Raw genomic sequence first — 18151 nt, forward strand, 5'->3', positions numbered from 1 at the left:
AACGCCTGAGTGCGCTGAAACTAGATCTGCATCCGCATGACATCCTGGTAGACTTCCACCAGTTTGTTACGCACCTGCAGCGTGAGTTGCATGGCCACGCTGGCCTTCTCCGCCGCGATCATCACGTCGTGAAGGTCGACATCGCCCCCAATGGCCGCTTCGTTTGCCAGTTTCTCCGCGCCCTGATTGAGGCGCGTGACCTCAGCCAGTCCCGACTTCAGAGGCGTCAGGAATTCGAACGGATTTCCGCCTTGGGCCGGGTCCTTCAGAATCGCGGAGCCTTCCGGCAGCTTCAAGCCATCGGCCCCGACCGCTTGCGGGAATTCCACAAAGGGCTGGGAAAGCTGGCTGACTGGCGCAATCGGGGGACGCATCTCCATGCTGGTGGGCAGGCCCACCGGTCCCGCTTCACTGCGGGAGGCCCCCAGGGCGCGCTCATAGGCCTGGCTGAAGGGCACCTTGCTGGGGCCACTCGGCAGGGGCTGAGGGGGCAGGTTAGGGAGGGCGATCCGGTCAAGGCCGGGAGCGGGTATTGGCAGCATTCAATCAGATCTCCAGTGCTTTTGCGGCCATGCCCTTGACTGCGTTGATGACCGTGACGTTCGCCTCGTAGGAGCGGGTGGCCGAGATCATGTCGGTCATCTCCTGGACCACGTTCACGTTCGGGAAGGCGACGTATCCGTCGGGATTGGCATCCGGATGTTGGGGGTCATAGACCATCCGAAGTGGACTTTCGTCCTCGAAAATCTTGGTCACGCGGACCCCGAGCGGCGTGCCCTTGGTCTGCCCTTCGATGTCGCGTTGCTGAACCTCTCGCGATTCAAGCGCCACCAGTTGTCGGCGGTAGGCCTTGCCATCCTTGCCGCGGGTGGAGTTCGCGTTGGCGATGTTATTCGAAATCACGTCCATGCGCAGGCGTTGGGCCGTCAGGCCGGACGCACTGGCGTGCAGGCTATCGAAAAAGCTCATCAGCGTGCCTCTCTCAGCATGGTCTTCAGCCCTTCGAACTTGTTACGGGCCAGGGTGGCCATCGTGTTGTAGCGCATGTTGGTTTCGGCCAGTTTGGCCATTTCGGCGTCGATGTCTACGTTGTTGCCGTCGTTGCGCTGGACCTCGTCCGATACCGTCGTCAGCACGGTGCGAACATCTTCGACGCGTTCGGCCATCGGGCCGAGACTGAAATGAAGGGGGTTGCTGGTTTGCATGGGCAGCTCTTCGCGACCTGCTGAGCCCTTCACGGCCATTCTCAGCTGGGCCTCGTAGGCCACCTCCAGGCGCTTGAAGCGGGGGGTGTCGACATTGGCGATGTTTTCGCCGAGCGCCCGCTGGCGCGCCGACAGCCCGTTCAGGGCCCGTTCGATGATGGGGATATTTCCGTAGAGCGATTCCAGCAAGGGCATTCCTCCTGGCCACACCTCGGCCCACAGACCACGGCGCTGCTCATCGTAACAACCGGGATTATGTGAATAATAGGAAACGCGTCACAAATCCGCCCAAGCTGCATATACCCAGGCCATTTCAGGCATCTGGAGCAACATAATGGCCATTTGTAAAGATTTAAGAAGCCGGCCCTTGGGGGGGCCGGCTGCGGGGCGATCAGCGACTGTGGTCGATGTAGTAGGCGGGAGGGCTGCCTTCAATGCCGTAGGTATGGAGGGCTTGGAGTCCCATCTGGATGGTCTGGAGCTCCTCCAAGGTGCGGGCGGAGGCGGAGGCTAGCGCCGCTTGAAGTCGCTCGTCGGTGGCCAGCAGACTCTGGATCACTTCCCGAATCTGCGCGCGGGTTCTGGCTCCCAAGCTGCCCAGTTCGGACTCGCGGGCCCTGATCCCGGCGAACAGGCGTTCCCGTTCCGCGGTGGCGGCCTGGAACCCTTCCGAGTCATCCGCCTGGATCGTGTTCAGTTGCGCCTCGCCGGCCCGACGCAGAGCTTCATAGAGGGCCGGGAGGTCAGGCAGCGACATCATCACGCCGCGCCTGCGCCCAGCATGGTGGGCTGTGTCTTCACCACTTCGACCCAGGCCTCGCGCAGTTCGCGCAAGAGGCTGATGATCTCCCTGACGCCGGCCACGTCCCGTCGGATGTTCGACTGCACCAGGCGCCAGTTCATGTAGTCGTAGAGGCGGTAGAGGTTGTTGGCAATCTCGCCCGTCTCCATGTTCAGACAAAGCATCAGCTCGGTCACGATGTCCTGCGCGCGCAGGTTGGCTGTGTGGGCATCATTCCAGCGTTGTTGCTCCAGCGCGAATTGCGAGGTCAGCAGAAAGCGGATGGCTCCGTCGTAGAGCATGAGCAACAGTTTGCCCTGGCTGGCGGTCTCCAGGTTTGACTCTTGGTACTGCGTGTAGGGGTTGGAAAGCATGGGGGGCCTCGTGTACGGGGAAGGGCGGGCCTGATTCGACGGGTTCAGCGTTTCAGGTCGACATTGAGACCAGACAGTTCCTGTAGTTTCGCGACCATGTCCAACAGTTCCGAGTTGGGAAACTCCCGGATAATTTCCATGCTCTTGGGGTCCACCAGGCGCACCACGACCCGGTTGCTGCCTTCGTGGACGGCAAATTCGACGTTGCCGCCACCGCGCAATTTCTCGTTGGCGCGTTCGATCTCCGAGCGGAGTTGCTCGCTGCCGAGGGAGCCGCCCCGTCCGCCGCTGGCGTCCCCATCCGACCCGGTCTGCGTGGCAGGGGCGGGCTGAGGGGTCGACCCGAGCGCGGCGCCCACGGGGGCCATGCTGGGGGCTTCCTGGTTGGCTTGGGGCGCCACGCCGGGCATCTGCAGCGCGGGCGAGGCCATCAAGGGCGTGCTCGTCGTGATGTTCATGGCAAATTCCTCTGTGTGGTGGCCCCGGAGGGCCTGGCTCCTTCCTTGGTTCCACTCAGGTTATCGGCCATCGAGCAGGCCTGCTTTAGGTTGTTTGATCGGATTTTGCGATCCTGATCACGGTCGCGCGGGGCCTGCCCCCGTCAGGCCCCGCGCCACGGCTCATTTGGCGTCCATCCAGGTGGCCCCGCTGTGGATGTCGACGCGCAGCGGGACATCCAGGGCGAAGGCCCCCTCCATTTCCTGGCGAATCAGCGCGGTGACCTCCGGCAAGACCTGCGGCGCCACCTCGAACACCAGTTCGTCGTGAACCTGCAAGAGCATCACGGCCGGGAGGCCGGTGAGGCGGGGAGCCAGGCGCACCATGGCCAGCTTGATGATGTCGGCGGCCGTTCCCTGGATCGGCGCGTTGATGGCCATGCGTTCGCCGAAGTCGCGCACCTGGCGGTTGCTGGCATGGATTTCCGGGATGTAACGGCGGCGCCCTGACAGCGTCTCCACAAATCCGTCGCGCTTGGCCTGGGCGATCGTCCGGATCATGTAGTGCTGGATGCCCGGGTAACGGGCATTGAATCGTTCGATGAACTCGCGGGCCTCTTTGCGTGGGATTCCAAGGGCCTTCGACAGGCCGAAGTCCGACTGGCCATAGACGATGCCGAAGTTGGTGGTCTTGGCGCGGCGCCGCATCTCGGATGTGACCTCGGCGAGCGGCACGTTGAAGATCTCGGAGGCGGTCACGGCATGGATGTCGCGATCCTCCCGGAAGGCCTGAATGAACGTTGGATCGGCCGTGACGTGGGCCAGGATCCGCAGCTCGATCTGTGAGTAGTCCGCTGACACGATCACGCGGTTCGGCTCGCTCGGGATGAAGGCCCGGCGAATTTCTCGGCCCAGTTCCGTGCGAATGGGGATGTTCTGGAGATTCGGCTCCTGGGAACTGAGCCGGCCCGTCGCGGCGATCGTCTGGTTGAAGCTCGTATGCACCCGGCCCGTCGCCGGGTTCACCATGGTGGGCAGGGCGTCCACGTAGGTGTTTTTGAGCTTCACCAGCTGGCGGTATTCCAGGATTCGCCGCACCACCTCGTGGCTGTCGGAGAGTTCTTCAAGGACCTCGGCATCGGTGCTGGGACCGGTTTTGGTGCGCTTGATGACGGGCAGTTGTAGCTTCTCGAACAGCACCACCGCCAGTTGCTTGGGGGAGTTGATGTTGAAGCCGCCGCCCGCCAAGGTGTGGATCTCGCTCTCCGCTGCTGCGATGCGCGAGCCCAACGTCTCACTCAGGGAGGCCAGCCACGCGAGGTCCAGCTTGACGCCGTGTCGCTCCATCGCGGCCAGCACCGGCACCAGCGGCAACTCCACCTGGTCGAACAGGGCACGTTGTCCCCGTGCGTCAAGCAATGGATCGAGAAAATGACGCAGTTCGGCCGTGACGGCCACATCCGCAGCGGCATAGGGAGCCGCCTTGTCCAGCGGGACCTCTGCCATCGTGATCGCCTTCTGCCCTGTCCCGATCAGGGCCTTGATCTCGGTCATTTCGTAGCGCAGGTGTTCCCAGGCCAGTTCCTTCAGCGCATGGCTTTGCCGCCCGGATTCGACCAGGTAATCCGCGATCATCGTGTCGTAAGTGGGGGGAGCGATCACGAGCCCGTGCCGCGTCAGCACCTGCAGGTCGAACTTCTCGTTGTGGGCGACCTTGAGTTTGTGGGGGTCGGCAAAGGCGGGAGCCAGCGCGGTGCGCACCGCTTCCCATTCCAAGTTGGTCGCGCCCGCGTGTCCGAGGGGGATGTAAAAGGTGCGGCAGGCGGCGACGTCAGGACCGCCCACGGCGATCGCCAGCCCCACCAGATCGCAGCGCAGGGCCTGCAGCCCCGTCGTCTCGACGTCGTAGACGAAGGTCTCGGACTGGGTCAAGGTATCGACCAGCTGCGCCAGCGCCGTCGGGGTGTCCACCAGGGTCAGGTTCAGGGCCAGCGGCCGGGCCACCTGCACCACCGGCTCGGGGGTCATCGGCAGCGCGTCGAACAGGCCCGCCTGGCCTGCCTGGTTGAGTGGCGCTGCGCCCACGCCCGCGCTGACGACCGACGGCACGGTGGCACCGGCCGGGGCAAAAGCGGCCAGCGATTGTGGCAACTGCCGAATGATGCTGGTGAATTCCAGTGCTTCGAGGGTCTGCGTCAGACGGCCGAGATCGGGCATGGTCAGATGGCAGCGCGCGGCATCGAAGCGAATCGGGGCATCCCGATCGATCGTGGCCAGTCGCAGGCTGAGCTGAGCCAGTTCGGTGTGGTCCCGAAGTTTCTCACCGAGCTTACCGGGGACCTCCCCCAAGTGCTCATACAGGTTGGCAATCGTGCCGTAGGCCTGCAGCAGCTTGACGGCGCTTTTCTCCCCTACCCCGGGGACTCCCGGAATGTTATCGGAGGCATCCCCCATCAGGCCCTTCAGGTCCGGGATCTGGGCCGGCGTGACCCCCATCTTGGCCAGCACGGCGTCGGGACCGAAGACCTCCAGGTCCCCCACCCCGGAACGCGGCAGCAACACGCTGGTGCGCTCGCTGACCAGTTGGAAGGCGTCGCGATCGCCCGTCAGGATCTCGACGTCGAATCCCTCGGCCTCGGCTTGGCGGGAAAGCGTGCCGATCAGGTCGTCTGCTTCAAAACCGTCCAGTTCGTACATCGGCACGTCAAAGGCGGCCACCACCTCCCGCAAGGGAGCCATTTGCGCGATCATGTCGTCGTCCATCCTGGCCCGGTGTGCCTTGTAACGGTCATAGGCCTCGTGCCGGAAGGTCGGCGCCGCGCGGTCAAAGGCCACTGCCAGGCAGGTTGGCCGCAGGTTGCCGACGGCCTCGAGCATCATCTTCACGAAGCCGAAGATGGCCCCGGTGGGACGCCCATCGCGGGTGGCGAAGCCCCGTCGCATCAAGGCGAAGTAGGCCCGGTAGGCCAGGGCATGACCGTCGATCAGCAGCAGACGAGGCGGGGTGGGCATGGAACCTCCGGGCAGGGACGGCCCATTGTACCCCAGGCCCTTCCGCCTCGGCTTCGCTCAGTGACCGGCGCCGATGCGGTTGGCTGCCGCCCGCTGCGCCTCGACGGCGCGGGCACGCAGCGGCTCCCACCAGGCTGCGTTGGCCTGGTACCAGGCGATCGTCTCGGCCAGGCCTTGGGCGAAGTCGAAGCGGGGACGCCAGCCCAACTCGCGTTCGATCTTGCTGGCGTCGATGGCGTAGCGGCGATCGTGCCCCGGACGGTCCTGCACGTGCCGCACCAGGCTGTCCGGTTTGCCGAGGGCGCGCAGGATCAGGGCGGTGATGGCCTGGTTGGTCTGCTCGTTGTGCCCCCCGATGTTGTAGACCTCGCCGGCTTGCCCCGCTTCCAGCACGCGGGCGATCGCCCGGCAGTGGTCCTCCACGTGCAGCCAGTCGCGGACGTTCAGCCCGTCGCCGTACAGGGGCAACGGCTCATCGTGCATGGCGTTGGTGATGAAGAGCGGAATCAGCTTCTCCGGAAATTGATAGGGGCCATAGTTGTTGCTGCAGCGCGTGATCACGGTGTGCAGGCCGAAGGTCTCGTGGTAACTGCGCACCAGCAGGTCCGAGGCCGCCTTGCTGGCCGCGTAGGGGCTGTTGGGGGCCAGGGGCGAGTTCTCACTGAACAGCCCGGTCGGCCCCAAGGAGCCGTAGACCTCGTCGGTGCTGATGTGAACGAAGCGGGACACGCCCAGGCGCCGGGCTGCATCCAGCAGCACCACGGTTCCTTCCACATTGGTCTGCACGAAGGCGGTCGGGTCGCTGATCGAGCGGTCGACGTGGCTCTCGGCCGCGAAGTGCACGACAGCGTCATGGCCCGCCAGCAAGCTGTTCACCAGTCGGCTGTCGCGGATGTCACCGTGCTCGAAGCGGAAGCGCGGCTGGCTTTGCAGATCGCGCAGGCTGTTGAGGTTACCGGCATAGGTCAGCGCATCGAGGACCGTGATGCGGCAGTTGGGCTGCGCCTGCAGGAGCAGGCGCACGAAGTTGCTGCCGATGAATCCGGCCCCGCCGGTGACGAAAACTTTCATGGTCCTCTCCTTCTGGGGGGGGCGCCTCGCCGACGGCCTGAGCGACGGCCCTCGATTCAGGGCACGCGGAGGCTGGGCTCGACGACTGGCGGGAATTCCGGCAGGTATAGCTGGTCCGGCAGCGCCGGCAAATGACGGTCTTTGTCTGACAGCACCACTTCTCCAGCATCGACGGGCCAGGCGATGCCCAGACTGGCATCGTCCCAACGCACGCCCTGTTCCGCAGCCGGATCGTAGGGAGCGGTGCACTTGTACACCACGTCGGCTTGCTCGGACAGCACCAGGAAACCGTGCGCGAAGCCGGGCGGAATCCACAGTTGCTGGTGCCGATCGGCATCGAGTTCGACCCCCACCCACAGCCCGAAATGGGGAGAGCCCCGGCGGACATCGACGGCCACATCGAAGATGCGCCCGCGCTTGACCTCGATCAGCTTGCCCTGGGCGTTGCGCAGTTGATAATGCAGCCCCCTCAGGACGTGGCGTCGCGAATGGCTGTGGTTGTCCTGCACGAAGGGGGCTGTGATGCCTGCCTGCCGATAGCGTTCGGCGTGAAAGGTTTCCAGAAAGAATCCCCGCTCATCGTGAAACAGCCGGGGCTCGATCAGCGTCACCTCCGGATGGCGCGTGGGAACCAGCTTCATTCGGCCGTCCTCGCAACACTCAGGGCCAGATTGGGTGGCAAGCCGGCCTCCAGCAAGCGCAAGAGGTAGGCTCCGTAACCATTGCGGGCCAGGGGGGCTGCCAGCCGCGCCAGTTGCCGATCGTCGATCCAGCCCATGCGCCAGGCGACCTCCTCCGGACAGCCGATTTTCAGCCCCTGGCGCTCCTCGATCACCTGGATGAACTGGGAGGCCTGCAGCAGCGCGTCGACGGTGCCCGTATCCAACCATGCGAATCCGCGGCGAAGAATCTCCACCTGCAGCGCCCCGTGGGTGAGGTAGTGGCGATTGACGTCGGTGATCTCCAGTTCTCCGCGCGCAGAGGGTTTCAGGGCGCGGGCCACCTCGATCACGCTGTTGTCGTAAAAATACAGTCCGGTGACCGCGTAGTGGCTGCGGGGGCGGCTGGGTTTCTCTTCGATGTCCACCGCCCGCCCCGCGGGGTCAAAGCTCACCACACCATAGCGTTCCGGGTCCTGCACCCAGTATCCGAAGACCGTCGCCCCGGAGGGCCGGGCGCTGGCGGATTGTAGCAATTTGGAGAAGCCGTCACCGTAGAACAGGTTGTCCCCGAGGACCAGGGCCACCGGCGCCTCACCCAGAAAGGGGGCCCCGATCGTGAAGGCCTGAGCCAGACCGTCCGGCGATGGCTGCACGGCATACTGCAGCGAGAGGCCCCAGCGACTGCCGTCGCCGAGCAAGGCCTGGAATGCTTCCTGGTCGCGCGGGGTGGTGATGATCAGGATCTCTCGGATGCCTGCCAGCATCAGCGTGCTCAGCGGATAGTAAATCATCGGTTTGTCGTAGACGCCGAGCAGTTGCTTGGAGGTCGCGACCGTCAGAGGATGCAGGCGGGTGCCTGACCCCCCTGCCAGAATGATGCCTTTGCGTTGCATAGTCACCTCCCCGCCTGACCCCTTGGACCAGTTTACCCGTCAGCTGCCTTCTCCATCTTCGGTCGATTTGCACGAACTCCTAAGGGCGTATCGCTGAGGCGGTAGGGTTGGCCTCTCGTCGCCTCAACGCGGCGCCGGTTGGGTCGGTGCGGGGCGCAGGGTGATGTCCAGCACCACGCGGGCGCCTTCGCGCAGCACTTCCACGCGCACCACCGTCCCGGCCGGCTTGGCATTCAGGTAGGCCAGAAGGTCCCGGGCCGAGCGCATCGCTTGCTGGTCCACCTTGATGATGACATCGCCCGGCAAGACCCCCCCCAGCTTGGCGGGGCCATCGGGGGCGGTGTTGACCACCAGCACGCCCGCCTGGTCGTCCGCGCGGACATCGCGGATGGAGACCCCCAGCCAGGTGCGCTCCACCCGTCCGCGCTGTTTCAATTGCTCGATCACGGCCCGGGCGGTCCAGGCCGGAATCGCAAAACCGATCCCCTGGCCACGCGCCGCGACCGCAGTGTTGACGCCCACCACCTCGCCGGACAGGTTCAGCAGGGGGCCTCCGCTGTTGCCGGGGTTGATGGCGGCATCGGTCTGGATGAAGTTGACCCGCTCATTGATGGCAATGCCGCGATTGATCGCGCTGATGATGCCGGCCGAAACGGTGTGGGAGAGCCCCAAAGGGGAGCCGATCGCGACCACCCACTCGCCCACGCGGAGGTGGTCGCCCGGGATGAACTTCAGGGCCTGCAGGCCCCTGGCGTTGACCTTGATCAGGGCCAGGTCGGTGGCAGGGTCCGCCCCCAGAATGCGCCCCCGATACTGCTGTCCGGTGTGGGTGGTGACGCGAATGTCTGCCGCCCCGCGCACGACGTGATAGTTCGTCACCACCAGCCCACCGGGATCGATCACGAAGCCCGAACCCACGCCTTTTTGCTCCGGGGGCGCCGGCATTTCCTCGAAAAACATCTCGAACAGCGGATCACGGGCGGGGCGGGCGATCGTGTCGATGTTCACCACCGCCCCGTCCACCTGCTCCACCAGATCGGCGATCGCCGGGGCACCCCAGGGGGTGCCAGCTGCCAGCGCTCGCTGCGGTTTGCCGGGCTCGGTCAGGCCCGCCAAACTCCCCAGAAAGACGAGCCCGGCGAACAGCAGGCGGCAGGGAGGGAACCATCGCATGGCAGACATCCTTTCAGGAAACAGGTTCAGAACAGGGGGCCGGGAGGCGTCGCCGAAGCGCGCGGTCACGATATGTTACAATGATGCCAGACCGGGTCCCATGCGGCGCGGCCCGTGAACCTCGCTAGGCCCGGAAGGGAGCAACGATAAGCGGTTCACCGCGGGTGTTGTGGGGGTGCCCGGTCGCCTTTTTGGCCTGGCCGTGACGCGGGTCCGCGCCTCTGCTGTCCCGCAGGAGCGAGAAACGCACCGATGAAGGATTTCTACAAGATTCTCGGGGTGTCGCGTAGCGCCACGGATGAGCAAATTCGCAAGGCCTACCGTCGCCTGGCCCGTCGCTTTCATCCGGACCTCTCGCCGGATGATCCGGCCGCGCTCGAGCGCTTCAAGGAACTGGCCGAGGCCTACGAGACCTTGGGGGACGCGGCCAAGCGGCGGCGCTACGATGCCTCCGCCGCAGGCTGGCCTTTTTCTCGCTCCCAGCCCTCCGCCCAGCCTGGCGCGCCCTCGGCTTTCTCGGGCATCGAAGACCTGCTGACCGGGATTTTCGGCCAGCCCCTCGGGCCAAGACCGGGCCGACCGCGCAAGGGGGCCGACCTGCAGGCCGAAGCCAACATCACGCTCGAGGAGGTGAATCAGGGCACCACGCTCACCCTGTCCCTCACGCCGCCGTCGGGTGAGACGCGGCGGTTGCGGGTCAAGGTGCCGATGGGGATCGCGTCGAATACCCGCATTCGCGTGGCCGGCGAGGGAGACCCCGGGGATTTCGGGGGCCAGCCGGGGGACCTGTACGTCCGGGTCAATGTCAAACCTCATCCGGTATTTCGTCGCGAGGGCCTCGACCTGCACACCGATCTGCCGGTCTCGGTCTTCGACGCCGTGCTGGGGGCGCGATTGATGGTGCCGACCTTGACCGAGCCCGTCGAGCTGTCGCTCGAACCGGGCACCCAGGGCGACACGGTGCTGCGGTTGCGCGGGAAGGGCCTCAATGCGGCCCAGGGGGCGGCACACGGCGACTTGTTCGTGCACGTCGTGATCCGGGTGCCCAACCCGCTCTCGCCCCGAGACCGTGCCGACTGGGAGGCCCTGGCGGCGCGGGCCACCGACGCGCGCTCTGAGCGTCCCGTCTCGCCTGTCTAACGCGCACGCGGGCGTGCTACCATAAGCGAGCCTGCGCGTCGCTGGCTGTCCGCTGGGGGGCACCGAAGCCGCGTGAGGTGTGTTGATGGGGTCCCGTGTCACCATGGCGACAAGAACTCCGGACATCAAAAAACTGCTTCAGCACGTTCCCCTGTTCAGGGACCTGGACACGCCGGAACTGGAACAGCTCGCCTCATTGGCCCGGCACCGGGTGCTGGGCAAAGGCAACGTCATCTTTTACGAGGATGACCCGGGCACCAGTTGCTACCTGATCGTCAAGGGCAAGGTGAAGATTGTCGTCAATGCCGACGATGGTCGGGAGCACATCCTGGGGGTGCTGCAGGACGGGGACTTCTTTGGCGAGATGTCGCTGATTGACGGAGAGTCGCGCTCGGCCTCGGCGATCGCCGTGGACGAGGTCCAGATGGTCACGGTCCAGCGAGACGAATTTCTGAAGTTGCTGCGCTCGAACCCCGAAATCTCGCTCAAGCTGCTGGTGACGCTGTCCCAACGCCTGCGGGCCGCAGACCGGAACATGGAAAGCCTGGCGTTCCTGTCGGCTCCCGGACGGGTGGCCCGACTGCTGCTCGAACTGGCCAAGGAGCATGGGGAAGCCTCGCCGGAGGGTGTCGTGTTCACGCACACCATGACGCGGCAGGAACTGGCGAGCCTGGCGGGCACCAGTCGCGAGACGCTCACGCGGGTGCTCATGGACTATCAAGACCGTGGCATCATCTTGCTCGACAAGAACCGACTGGTCCTGCGCAATGAAGGTAAGTTGCGGGATATGATGGTCTGACGGCCTGGCGGTGCATCACAGCCGCTCGCCACGGAGGGCCCTATGCTGAGGACCGATCGGGAGGCTGAATCCGTGTTTCGTCGAAGCTTGTTCACCCTGGCATGGCTGCTGAGCGCTTGCACGCTGCCCGGTGCCCCCGCTGTCCCGGTCGCCTCGTCAGGGGCATGGAACCTGGACGTCTTGGCCGTGACGACCATGGACGTCGAAACCCAGAACCCGAAATATCGTGTTCACCTGCGCTGGCCGTCGGCTCCCAATGCGCGAATTTACGAGGTGGTGCGCAAGCTGGACGGCAAGCCGGCCAACGTCAAGGCCACCCTGACCACGCCGGGCTGGTTGGACGATGCGCTGGGGGCGGGGCAAAGCGCCAGCTACAAGGTGCATACGCTGTCAGGCGAGAGCAAGTTGCTGACGGCCTCGGATGAGCGCCCCGTGACGGTCCTCAAGAACGAGGTGCCGGCGCCTGTGGGGCTCAAACCGGCAGACAATGCCGTGCTGGGCGTGGGGGAATTGCCCCTGCTGAGCTGGGACCGCGTGGAGAATGCTGACTGGTACTACGTCCAGGTCAGCCGAGCCGACGATGACCGGATGGTCTATTCGGCGCTGACCACCAGCACCTCCCTGAAATTTGGCGATCGCAGTCCGCTGCAACTGGACAAGTTTCCCGACATCCTGCCCGTTCAGGCCAATGCCGGGATCGCCCGCGGGGTGGTCCACCGCTGGACCGTCTCGTCGGTCCGGACCACGGGCGGCTCGGATCCGGCACGGGTGACCGCCGTCGACATCCGTTCCTCCGAGGTGCATCGCTTCAGTCCGGGGGGCTGATGCCTGACCGGCCGCGCGTGGCGCTGTAGGCGCCCGTTTGCTGGCTGCTTTGCCCAGCCGGCTGGGACGAGTCTCACGAAGACCCCGGCCTCCGCATCCCTTACGCTGGCGGGCCCAGGGGACAAGGAGGCACGCCGATGACCATGCATGTGGACGAGGTGGATGAAGCCACCTGGCAGGCCGCCTGGCTGGCCTGTCCCGCCGCCACCTTCTTTCACTCGCCGGCCTGGTATCGCCTGGCGTGCGAGTTGGAGGGTGGCCGGGCGACAGCGCACCGATTTCGCTTTGCCGATGGCCGGGAGGCCGTGCTACCGATGCGTCTGAGCCGCTCTTTTCGGGGCCTGGTGTCGCGGGTGGAATGTGGCGTTCAGAACGGGTATGGGGGCTTGCTGGAAGCGCGTCCCCTGGACGGCGCGCAGCGACGGGCGATCGCCGCCTGGCTGACTTCGCGCTGGCAAGACGTCGTCTGGACGGGCAATCCCCACGATCCGTCGGAACCCTTCTGGGGCGCGGGGGTGGCGGCTCAGGATGAAACCCGCGTGGTCGACTTGCAGCCTTTCGCTGACCAGCTGGCCGCCTGTCACGCCACGCGACGTCGACATTGGCGCCGAGCGGAACAAGACCACCTCTCCGTGCGCCTGGTCGACGCGCCCGACGGTGCCTTGCTGCAGGCCATTTATTCGCTCTACCGCGACCACGCGACGCGCTGGCAGTACACTCGCTGGTTGCGCGAGGCATCTTATTTTCGTCAGCTGTTTGCCTGGGGCGGGCCGCACGTCCAGCTCGTCGTGATGTATCGCGAGGCCCATTTGCTGGGCTTTCAGATGGTGGCGACAGGCCCTGCGGCGGCCTTGCAGCTCAACCTGGCCACCGACCCGGAGGCGGCGGAGGCTCATGCCGGGACCTACCTGGCGCTGGAAACCATGCGACTCTTGCAGGCGCGCGCGGTGGCGCGGGTCGACTTGTTGCCGAGTGGACGCCTCACGACGGTCCGCCAGTACAAGGAGTCCCTGGGGGCCCGCCCGCTGCCCTTTCTGCGAGAAAGGGTCATGGGCCCTTGGGCCTCCGCGCTGAGGTCCCTGCGTCGCGGCGCCTGAACGGCTCTCGTTAGCAGGGACGACCCGCTTCGCGGCCGCTGGCCAGGCCGTTCATCCCACTTGCAGGTAGAACAGGAACTCCTCCACCTCGTCGTGGGGATAGTGTCGCTCGGCATGGTTGCGGTCCGCGCGGAAGCGTTTGTAGGGAATCCGCTTGTATTCGCGCACACCCGAAGGGCTTTTGGCGTCGAGCATGGCGATCAGGTCGGCCTCCGAAATCAGACCCTCGTTGCTGTAAGACAGCAGCAGATGGCGGCAACGCGCTTGGCTGATGAGGGTCGCCATGGCCTGGGTGGCCTGGCTGCCCCGGGTGAACGCCGAGGGGGCCTCTGCATCTGCGCGGAGCCCGGTCACGCCGACGGGTTCGAAGGCGTCGAGGTCCCAGCGGGCGATCGTCTCCAGCAGGTGGTAGTTGGTGTGATACTGGCGCCGGTTGTAAGGCGGGTCGACATACAGCACGCCGAGCTCACCCTCGCTGGCCAGCTCTTGCAACAACGCGACGGCGTCGCGCTGATAGGCGCGCTGGGGCAGGGACGAAGGCAGCAAAACGGGCAACTTCAGGCGGAGCGTCTGCCGGGCGCTGCGCTTGAGGCGCTTCAAGAAGGCCCCGTAGACGCTGGCTGTGTTGGCCACCGCGTCCATGGATTCGAGCAGTGACGCCAGCAGCACGTGGAACTCCTCGTCGGACAGCCAGCCCGCCTGTTGCCAGCGGCCAAGGGCGTCCCGCACCGCCTGGCAGGCCTGCCCATTCTCTCGGCTGAAATACTGGCGACCGGCCTCTCCTCCTTCGCAATACTGCTCGAAGAATCGGCCCTTGCTCGGCGGCAGGCGCTCCAGGAATCGCAGGACCGCCAGCAGGGGCAGGGCCTCACGCGGCAGGTCCGACGGGTTCCCGCTGGCCAGTCCGAAGGTCGGTCCCACCTGAACGGCCTCCGGACCGCTCGCGTGTGCTGCGCGCAGCGCTTCCAGCCCCTGCGCGATCACCGGTTCGTGGCGTCGCAGCTTGGCGAAGTCAGGCCAGGCGTTGGTCGCCACAAAGGCCATCTGCAGGGCATAAGAGTAACCCTGCATGTCGTTCGAGATGACCTGAAAACCTTGTTGCTTGGCCCACTGCGCCACGATGCTGGTGCCGGAGAACACGTCACAGAAGGTCTGGTCCCGGCGTACCTGATGTCGCCCGAGGATGGCCTCGATCTCACCCAGGAGTTTGAACTTGCTGCCGATGTAGTTCATGTGCCTAGCAGGGTACACCAAAATGCCCAGGCGCGGCGCCGGCACGCCCCTTGACCCGGGAGACGGTCACAGCGCCAGGAGCCGCCGCGTGTTACGAGGGAGACATGAAGCGTTTTGTCTTTCGATACCAGACCTTGCTGGAGGTGCGGGAGCGCCAGCAGGCCAAGGAGGAGGAAGTCCTTCAACGCCTGCTAGGTGCCCAGGAGCAGGAGCGCCTGGCCGTGTTGCGCCTGGAGGCCGAAGCGGAGGAGCAGCGAGCCGCCTTCAGCGGGGTGGTTCAGGGGCGTGTGGACGTGGATACGGTGCTGACCATGCACGACTGCCTGGCGGCCAAGGAACGGGAGATTCTCCGACAGCGCCAGGCCCACGACCTGGCCTGTGCACGGAGCGAAAACCAGCGTGAAATCTTGCTGGCGGCACTTCAGGCGGCGGAGGTGCTGCGCAAGCTGAAAGAGCGGGACTGGAACGCCTGGCGGCAAGCCTTGGAACGAGCCGAAACCGCCCAGCTGGATGAGCTGGCCACGCTGCGTCACACCCGGCGGGCACTCTGACCGTAGCGTTCTGAGCCGACGTCGGCGTCGACTCCGGCCCTTCGATGGAAGCCCGAAACGGGCCAGGCGGTAAGGGGCGGAACCCTCAACTTTCCGCTCTGGCCGCCGATAGATCCGAGGTGACCCGTTCTGCGCCCGTGCGCGATCCCAGAAAGAGGTGACCCTCCGTGCCGTTCACTCCCCCGATTGAACTGGGGGCATTGGCCGCAAGGCCAGCTCCCCGGCCCTCGGGCCCACCCAAGTCCGGCGCCGATTTCGGTGCGGCGCTGTTCGCAGCCGACCGACGTGACCCGGTTGCGCCAGTCCAGACTCCCGTCAGCCGACAGGTCGACTCCCCGGCGCGCGAGCCGGACAGAGAGAACAGCTTCTCCCCGCAGGCGGATGACGCCACCCAGGCGGCTGCTACCCCGGTGGAGCACGGCTCGGTCGAGGAATCCGGTCCCGACCAGCCTCAAACGAAGGCCGAGGCGGCTGCCGGCGGCGAGGCGGGTAAACCCGCCAGCGATACCTCCTCCGAATCGGCTGACCAGGCCTCCAAGCCCGACCAGGAGCAAGGGGCCGAGGGCCCGCCCGCTGCTGCTCCCAGTCTGGAAGATCTCGTGCTGGCTGGACCGGCCTTTCCGGTTGGGGTAGACCCCAACCTGGCGGTGGCCCCCGGTTTGATCGTCTCGTGGCTCAACGCGCCCACTCAGACGGTGGGGGGGACCACGGAGACGCTCTCCGGCGAATTTCCCCAGGCCTTGCTCACGGCTCCTGGCATCGCGGTGGAAGGCGGGGCGCAGGCGGCCGGCGCAACCGCGGGACTGACCTCCCTGCCACCAGCGACCGCTGATGCCCCGGACGCGGCGGAGTTTGCGGCCTGGTTGACCTCCACGCCTGAGGGCACCGCCGCGCAGCAATCGCTCAGGTCGACAGGCGCCCAGCGGGGGAGCGGTGAATGGCAGGCGATGGCCCAGGCCCTCGGTGTGACCCAGCTTCAGACCGAAACGAGCACCCCGGAGGGTGCCACGCCTGCCCAGGTCAGCGCTGGCGAGCCCGCGGCCATGATGATCAACTGGGCTCAGGCCGCCGAAGCGCCGGCCGAAGCCCCAGTCGCGGAAGGGTCGAATACCCTGGCGGCGTCGTTGGACGAGGGCCCCGCCCTCGAAACGGCCTCCCCCGCGATGCCCCAGGTCGACGTGGCTCTCGAGTCCGAGACGGAGCAGGTTGTCTCGACCGCCGCTCCGGAGGCCCGCCCCGAGACGGTCGGCCTGAATGCGCCCTCCGGCGACAAGGCCCTGGGGGACACCACCCGGACGGGGGCCGCGCCCGCGGCGCCTCAGACCCCGGTCCGGGCCGAGGAGGTGCTGCCTCAGATCTTGAAGCAGGCCGAATTGATGAAGGCCCAGCAGCAAAATACGCTCAAGCTCCAGCTCTACCCCGAGCATCTGGGCAAGCTTGAGATCAAGGTGGTATCCCATCAAGGGGTATTGAGTGCGCAGTTGACCGCCGACTCCACCCAGGTCAAGGGCTTGCTCGAAAACCAGGTGGTGGCGCTGCAACGCAGCCTCCAGGAACTGGGCCTGAAGGTCGACCGCGTCGAGGTCGCGCTGAACAGCGCAGGCTTGGGCGGCTTTGACATGGGCAGTTCCCCCTTCGCTGACCAGCAGCAACAGCAGCAGGGCCAGCGAACGGCCTCAGGGGGGCGCCAGGTGAATGACTACGGCACCTGGAACGGCAACGACGAGACCCTGGCGGAACTGGTGGCCACGCCTGGCGACCGGGCGCAAGGCATCGACTTCGTCGCGTGAGGGGGGGGGCCGCTCGAGCGGCCCTGCCCATTCAAGTCGACGGCACGCTTGGCCGACTATTGAACTGACAGCGCCGTGCGCGCTCGGTTCCGGTCAGCCCGGCAGAAAGGAACGCCACAATGGCCAATGACACTGCCCTGGTGGGCACCCTGAAGGACCTGATGGGCCAGGCTGAGACCCGCAGCAAGGCCAAGGCGGTCAGCAAAGAACTCGGCAAGGATGCCTTTCTGAACTTGCTGGTCGCGCAGCTCAAAAACCAGGATCCACTCAAGCCGATGGAAGACCAGCAGTTCATCGCGGAGATGGCGCAGTTTTCTTCCTTGGAACAGATGCAGAACCTCAACAAGCTGATGGCCAGCCAATCTCAGTTTTCCGCCTTGAGTCAGGCCAGCGGCCTGATCGGCAAGGAGGTCAAGCTGGTTTCCCCGGAAGCGGATGGCAAGGTCGTGACCGGGGTGGTCTCGGAGGTCCGGCAGATCGAGGGCGCCGTCAAGCTGGTGGTCAACGGCCAGGCTTACGACACGTCCTGGATCAGCACCGTCGCCCAACCCGGGGCCCAGCCCCCTGCGCCAGCGGCTCCCAAGGGCTGATTCGGGGAACACACGGTGGACGAGATCTATCTCAATCAGGCGCTGGGGCCCGTGGGGCCCCTGGGACCCGGGAGCAGTGCCCGCAAGCCTGCCCCGACCACCGGGCCGAGTTTCGGCAGCGTCCTGGCGGACAAGCTGGCGGCCCCCCCTCTCAAGCTCAGTGCGCACGCTCAGCAGCGCTTACAGTCGCGTCGCATTGACCTCGACGCCCAGGATTGGGCTCGCATCCATGACGGCGTGGAGCGGGCGGCGGCCAAAGGGGCGCGGGAGGCATTGGTTCTGAGTGACAAGGCGGCCCTGGTGGTGAGTGTGAAGAATCGCACCGTGATCACGGCCGTCGACCCGGCCGGTATGAAGGAGAACGTGTTCACCAACATCGACAGCGCCGTCATCATCTGAAACGAAACAACCGAGCAGGAATGCGATGGCTGGACCGACGCTTCACCGACCGTGAAGCCAGGAGGCCCTCTCGAGCGCCGAATGTGGCTCGAGCCTGCTCACCATCAACGGTATTCGCT

20 protein-coding genes and 1 other RNA gene are annotated in these 18151 nt (G+C 65.6%); 9 read left to right on the forward strand and 12 right to left on the reverse strand.

All coding sequences use genetic code 11. The annotated features are described in order from the left end of the window. Positions 1-20: 20 nt before the first annotated feature. The 11 genes from fliE to VKP62_13015 form a co-directional block, all read right to left on the reverse strand. The gene (fliE, locus tag VKP62_12965) at positions 21-542 is read right to left on the reverse strand and encodes a flagellar hook-basal body complex protein FliE (protein MEB3198105.1); all 522 of its coding nucleotides are present in this window, start codon (positions 540-542) and stop codon (positions 21-23) included. A 4-nt stretch (positions 543-546) separates the two neighbouring features. Further along, positions 547-969: a flagellar basal body rod protein FlgC gene (gene flgC, locus VKP62_12970; GenBank protein MEB3198106.1), complete on the reverse strand. Its 423-nt coding sequence runs from the start codon at positions 967-969 to the stop codon at positions 547-549. Further along, positions 969-1400 carry a flagellar basal body rod protein FlgB gene (gene flgB / locus VKP62_12975; GenBank protein ID MEB3198107.1) on the reverse strand — a complete coding sequence of 144 codons (432 nt, stop codon included), beginning with the start codon at positions 1398-1400 and terminating at the stop codon, positions 969-971. Before flgB ends, flgC begins: the two co-directional genes overlap by 1 nt. Before the next feature lie 196 nt (positions 1401-1596). Continuing rightward, positions 1597-1965 carry a hypothetical protein gene (locus tag VKP62_12980; protein ID MEB3198108.1) on the reverse strand — a complete coding sequence of 123 codons (369 nt, stop codon included), beginning with the start codon at positions 1963-1965 and terminating at the stop codon, positions 1597-1599. Next, positions 1965-2360: a flagellar export chaperone FliS gene (gene fliS, locus VKP62_12985; protein ID MEB3198109.1), complete on the reverse strand. Its 396-nt coding sequence runs from the start codon at positions 2358-2360 to the stop codon at positions 1965-1967. Before fliS ends, VKP62_12980 begins: the two co-directional genes overlap by 1 nt. Positions 2361-2404: 44 nt before the next feature. Next, positions 2405-2818: a flagellar protein FlaG gene (locus tag VKP62_12990; protein ID MEB3198110.1), complete on the reverse strand. Its 414-nt coding sequence runs from the start codon at positions 2816-2818 to the stop codon at positions 2405-2407. A 162-nt stretch (positions 2819-2980) separates the two neighbouring features. Beyond that, positions 2981-5809: a DNA polymerase I gene (gene polA, locus VKP62_12995; protein MEB3198111.1), complete on the reverse strand. Its 2829-nt coding sequence runs from the start codon at positions 5807-5809 to the stop codon at positions 2981-2983. 57 nt (positions 5810-5866) lie between these two features. Continuing rightward, the gene (rfbB, locus tag VKP62_13000; GenBank protein MEB3198112.1) at positions 5867-6880 is read right to left on the reverse strand and encodes a dTDP-glucose 4,6-dehydratase; all 1014 of its coding nucleotides are present in this window, start codon (positions 6878-6880) and stop codon (positions 5867-5869) included. Positions 6881-6936: 56 nt separating this feature from the next. Further along, positions 6937-7521, reverse strand: a complete 585-nt coding sequence (rfbC, locus tag VKP62_13005; protein MEB3198113.1) for a dTDP-4-dehydrorhamnose 3,5-epimerase — start codon at positions 7519-7521, stop codon at positions 6937-6939. Then, positions 7518-8435 (reverse strand): glucose-1-phosphate thymidylyltransferase RfbA, encoded by a 918-nt coding sequence (rfbA, locus tag VKP62_13010; GenBank protein MEB3198114.1) that lies wholly within the window; start codon positions 8433-8435, stop codon positions 7518-7520. Before rfbA ends, rfbC begins: the two co-directional genes overlap by 4 nt. Positions 8436-8558: 123 nt before the next feature. After that, on the reverse strand, positions 8559-9608 hold the full coding sequence (locus VKP62_13015; protein MEB3198115.1) for a trypsin-like peptidase domain-containing protein: 1050 nt from the start codon (positions 9606-9608) through the stop codon (positions 8559-8561). 89 nt (positions 9609-9697) lie between these two features. On the opposite strand from VKP62_13015, the gene ffs reads away from it, so the two are divergent. From ffs to VKP62_13040, 5 genes are all read left to right on the forward strand, one after another. Next, positions 9698-9796: signal recognition particle sRNA small type (gene ffs / locus VKP62_13020), an RNA gene on the forward strand. A 64-nt stretch (positions 9797-9860) separates the two neighbouring features. Beyond that, positions 9861-10748, forward strand: a complete 888-nt coding sequence (locus VKP62_13025) for a J domain-containing protein (GenBank protein MEB3198116.1) — start codon at positions 9861-9863, stop codon at positions 10746-10748. A gap of 103 nt (positions 10749-10851) precedes the next feature. After that, the gene (locus tag VKP62_13030; GenBank protein ID MEB3198117.1) at positions 10852-11547 is read left to right on the forward strand and encodes a Crp/Fnr family transcriptional regulator; all 696 of its coding nucleotides are present in this window, start codon (positions 10852-10854) and stop codon (positions 11545-11547) included. Between the two features lie 42 nt (positions 11548-11589). After that, positions 11590-12372, forward strand: a complete 783-nt coding sequence (locus VKP62_13035; protein MEB3198118.1) for a hypothetical protein — start codon at positions 11590-11592, stop codon at positions 12370-12372. 137 nt (positions 12373-12509) lie between these two features. Then, positions 12510-13469, forward strand: coding sequence for a GNAT family N-acetyltransferase (locus VKP62_13040; GenBank protein MEB3198119.1), 960 nt, complete (start codon positions 12510-12512; stop codon positions 13467-13469). A 51-nt stretch (positions 13470-13520) separates the two neighbouring features. Here the strand turns inward: VKP62_13040 and VKP62_13045 are convergent, their stop codons facing one another. After that, positions 13521-14702 carry a DNA adenine methylase gene (locus VKP62_13045; GenBank protein ID MEB3198120.1) on the reverse strand — a complete coding sequence of 394 codons (1182 nt, stop codon included), beginning with the start codon at positions 14700-14702 and terminating at the stop codon, positions 13521-13523. A 104-nt stretch (positions 14703-14806) separates the two neighbouring features. Between VKP62_13045 and VKP62_13050 the strand changes: the two genes are divergently transcribed. The 4 genes from VKP62_13050 (at position 14807) to VKP62_13065 (ending at position 18032) form a co-directional block, all read left to right on the forward strand. Beyond that, the gene (locus VKP62_13050) at positions 14807-15253 is read left to right on the forward strand and encodes a flagellar FliJ family protein (GenBank protein MEB3198121.1); all 447 of its coding nucleotides are present in this window, start codon (positions 14807-14809) and stop codon (positions 15251-15253) included. Positions 15254-15420: 167 nt separating this feature from the next. Continuing rightward, the gene (locus VKP62_13055) at positions 15421-17043 is read left to right on the forward strand and encodes a flagellar hook-length control protein FliK (protein MEB3198122.1); all 1623 of its coding nucleotides are present in this window, start codon (positions 15421-15423) and stop codon (positions 17041-17043) included. Between the two features lie 119 nt (positions 17044-17162). Next, positions 17163-17633: a flagellar hook assembly protein FlgD gene (gene flgD, locus VKP62_13060; GenBank protein MEB3198123.1), complete on the forward strand. Its 471-nt coding sequence runs from the start codon at positions 17163-17165 to the stop codon at positions 17631-17633. Between the two features lie 15 nt (positions 17634-17648). Further along, positions 17649-18032, forward strand: coding sequence for a TIGR02530 family flagellar biosynthesis protein (locus VKP62_13065; GenBank protein MEB3198124.1), 384 nt, complete (start codon positions 17649-17651; stop codon positions 18030-18032). The last annotated feature ends 119 nt before the right edge of the window (positions 18033-18151 follow it).

Source organism: Candidatus Sericytochromatia bacterium, assembly GCA_035285325.1.
In the GTDB taxonomy this organism is placed as follows: Bacteria; Cyanobacteriota; Sericytochromatia; order S15B-MN24; family JAQBPE01; genus JAYKJB01.

Excerpts from the sequence above, each read along its gene's own strand:
- VKP62_13045 (MEB3198120.1), bottom strand. The coding sequence starts at position 14,702 with ATGAACTACATCGGCAGCAAGTTCAAACTCCTGGGTGAGATCGAGGCC.
- VKP62_13030 (MEB3198117.1), top strand. The coding sequence starts at position 10,852 with ATGGCGACAAGAACTCCGGACATCAAAAAACTGCTTCAGCACGTTCCC.
- fliS (MEB3198109.1), bottom strand. The coding sequence starts at position 2,360 with ATGCTTTCCAACCCCTACACGCAGTACCAAGAGTCAAACCTGGAGACC.
- VKP62_12980 (MEB3198108.1), bottom strand. The coding sequence starts at position 1,965 with ATGATGTCGCTGCCTGACCTCCCGGCCCTCTATGAAGCTCTGCGTCGG.
- rfbB (MEB3198112.1), bottom strand. The coding sequence starts at position 6,880 with ATGAAAGTTTTCGTCACCGGCGGGGCCGGATTCATCGGCAGCAACTTC.
- VKP62_13015 (MEB3198115.1), bottom strand. The coding sequence starts at position 9,608 with ATGCGATGGTTCCCTCCCTGCCGCCTGCTGTTCGCCGGGCTCGTCTTT.
- VKP62_13025 (MEB3198116.1), top strand. The coding sequence starts at position 9,861 with ATGAAGGATTTCTACAAGATTCTCGGGGTGTCGCGTAGCGCCACGGAT.
- flgD (MEB3198123.1), top strand. The coding sequence starts at position 17,163 with ATGGCCAATGACACTGCCCTGGTGGGCACCCTGAAGGACCTGATGGGC.
- VKP62_13040 (MEB3198119.1), top strand. The coding sequence starts at position 12,510 with ATGACCATGCATGTGGACGAGGTGGATGAAGCCACCTGGCAGGCCGCC.
- fliE (MEB3198105.1), bottom strand. The coding sequence starts at position 542 with ATGCTGCCAATACCCGCTCCCGGCCTTGACCGGATCGCCCTCCCTAAC.
- flgB (MEB3198107.1), bottom strand. The coding sequence starts at position 1,400 with ATGCCCTTGCTGGAATCGCTCTACGGAAATATCCCCATCATCGAACGG.
- VKP62_12990 (MEB3198110.1), bottom strand. The coding sequence starts at position 2,818 with ATGAACATCACGACGAGCACGCCCTTGATGGCCTCGCCCGCGCTGCAG.
- VKP62_13050 (MEB3198121.1), top strand. The coding sequence starts at position 14,807 with ATGAAGCGTTTTGTCTTTCGATACCAGACCTTGCTGGAGGTGCGGGAG.
- VKP62_13035 (MEB3198118.1), top strand. The coding sequence starts at position 11,590 with ATGCTGAGGACCGATCGGGAGGCTGAATCCGTGTTTCGTCGAAGCTTG.
- flgC (MEB3198106.1), bottom strand. The coding sequence starts at position 969 with ATGAGCTTTTTCGATAGCCTGCACGCCAGTGCGTCCGGCCTGACGGCC.
- rfbA (MEB3198114.1), bottom strand. The coding sequence starts at position 8,435 with ATGCAACGCAAAGGCATCATTCTGGCAGGGGGGTCAGGCACCCGCCTG.
- rfbC (MEB3198113.1), bottom strand. The coding sequence starts at position 7,521 with ATGAAGCTGGTTCCCACGCGCCATCCGGAGGTGACGCTGATCGAGCCC.
- polA (MEB3198111.1), bottom strand. The coding sequence starts at position 5,809 with ATGCCCACCCCGCCTCGTCTGCTGCTGATCGACGGTCATGCCCTGGCC.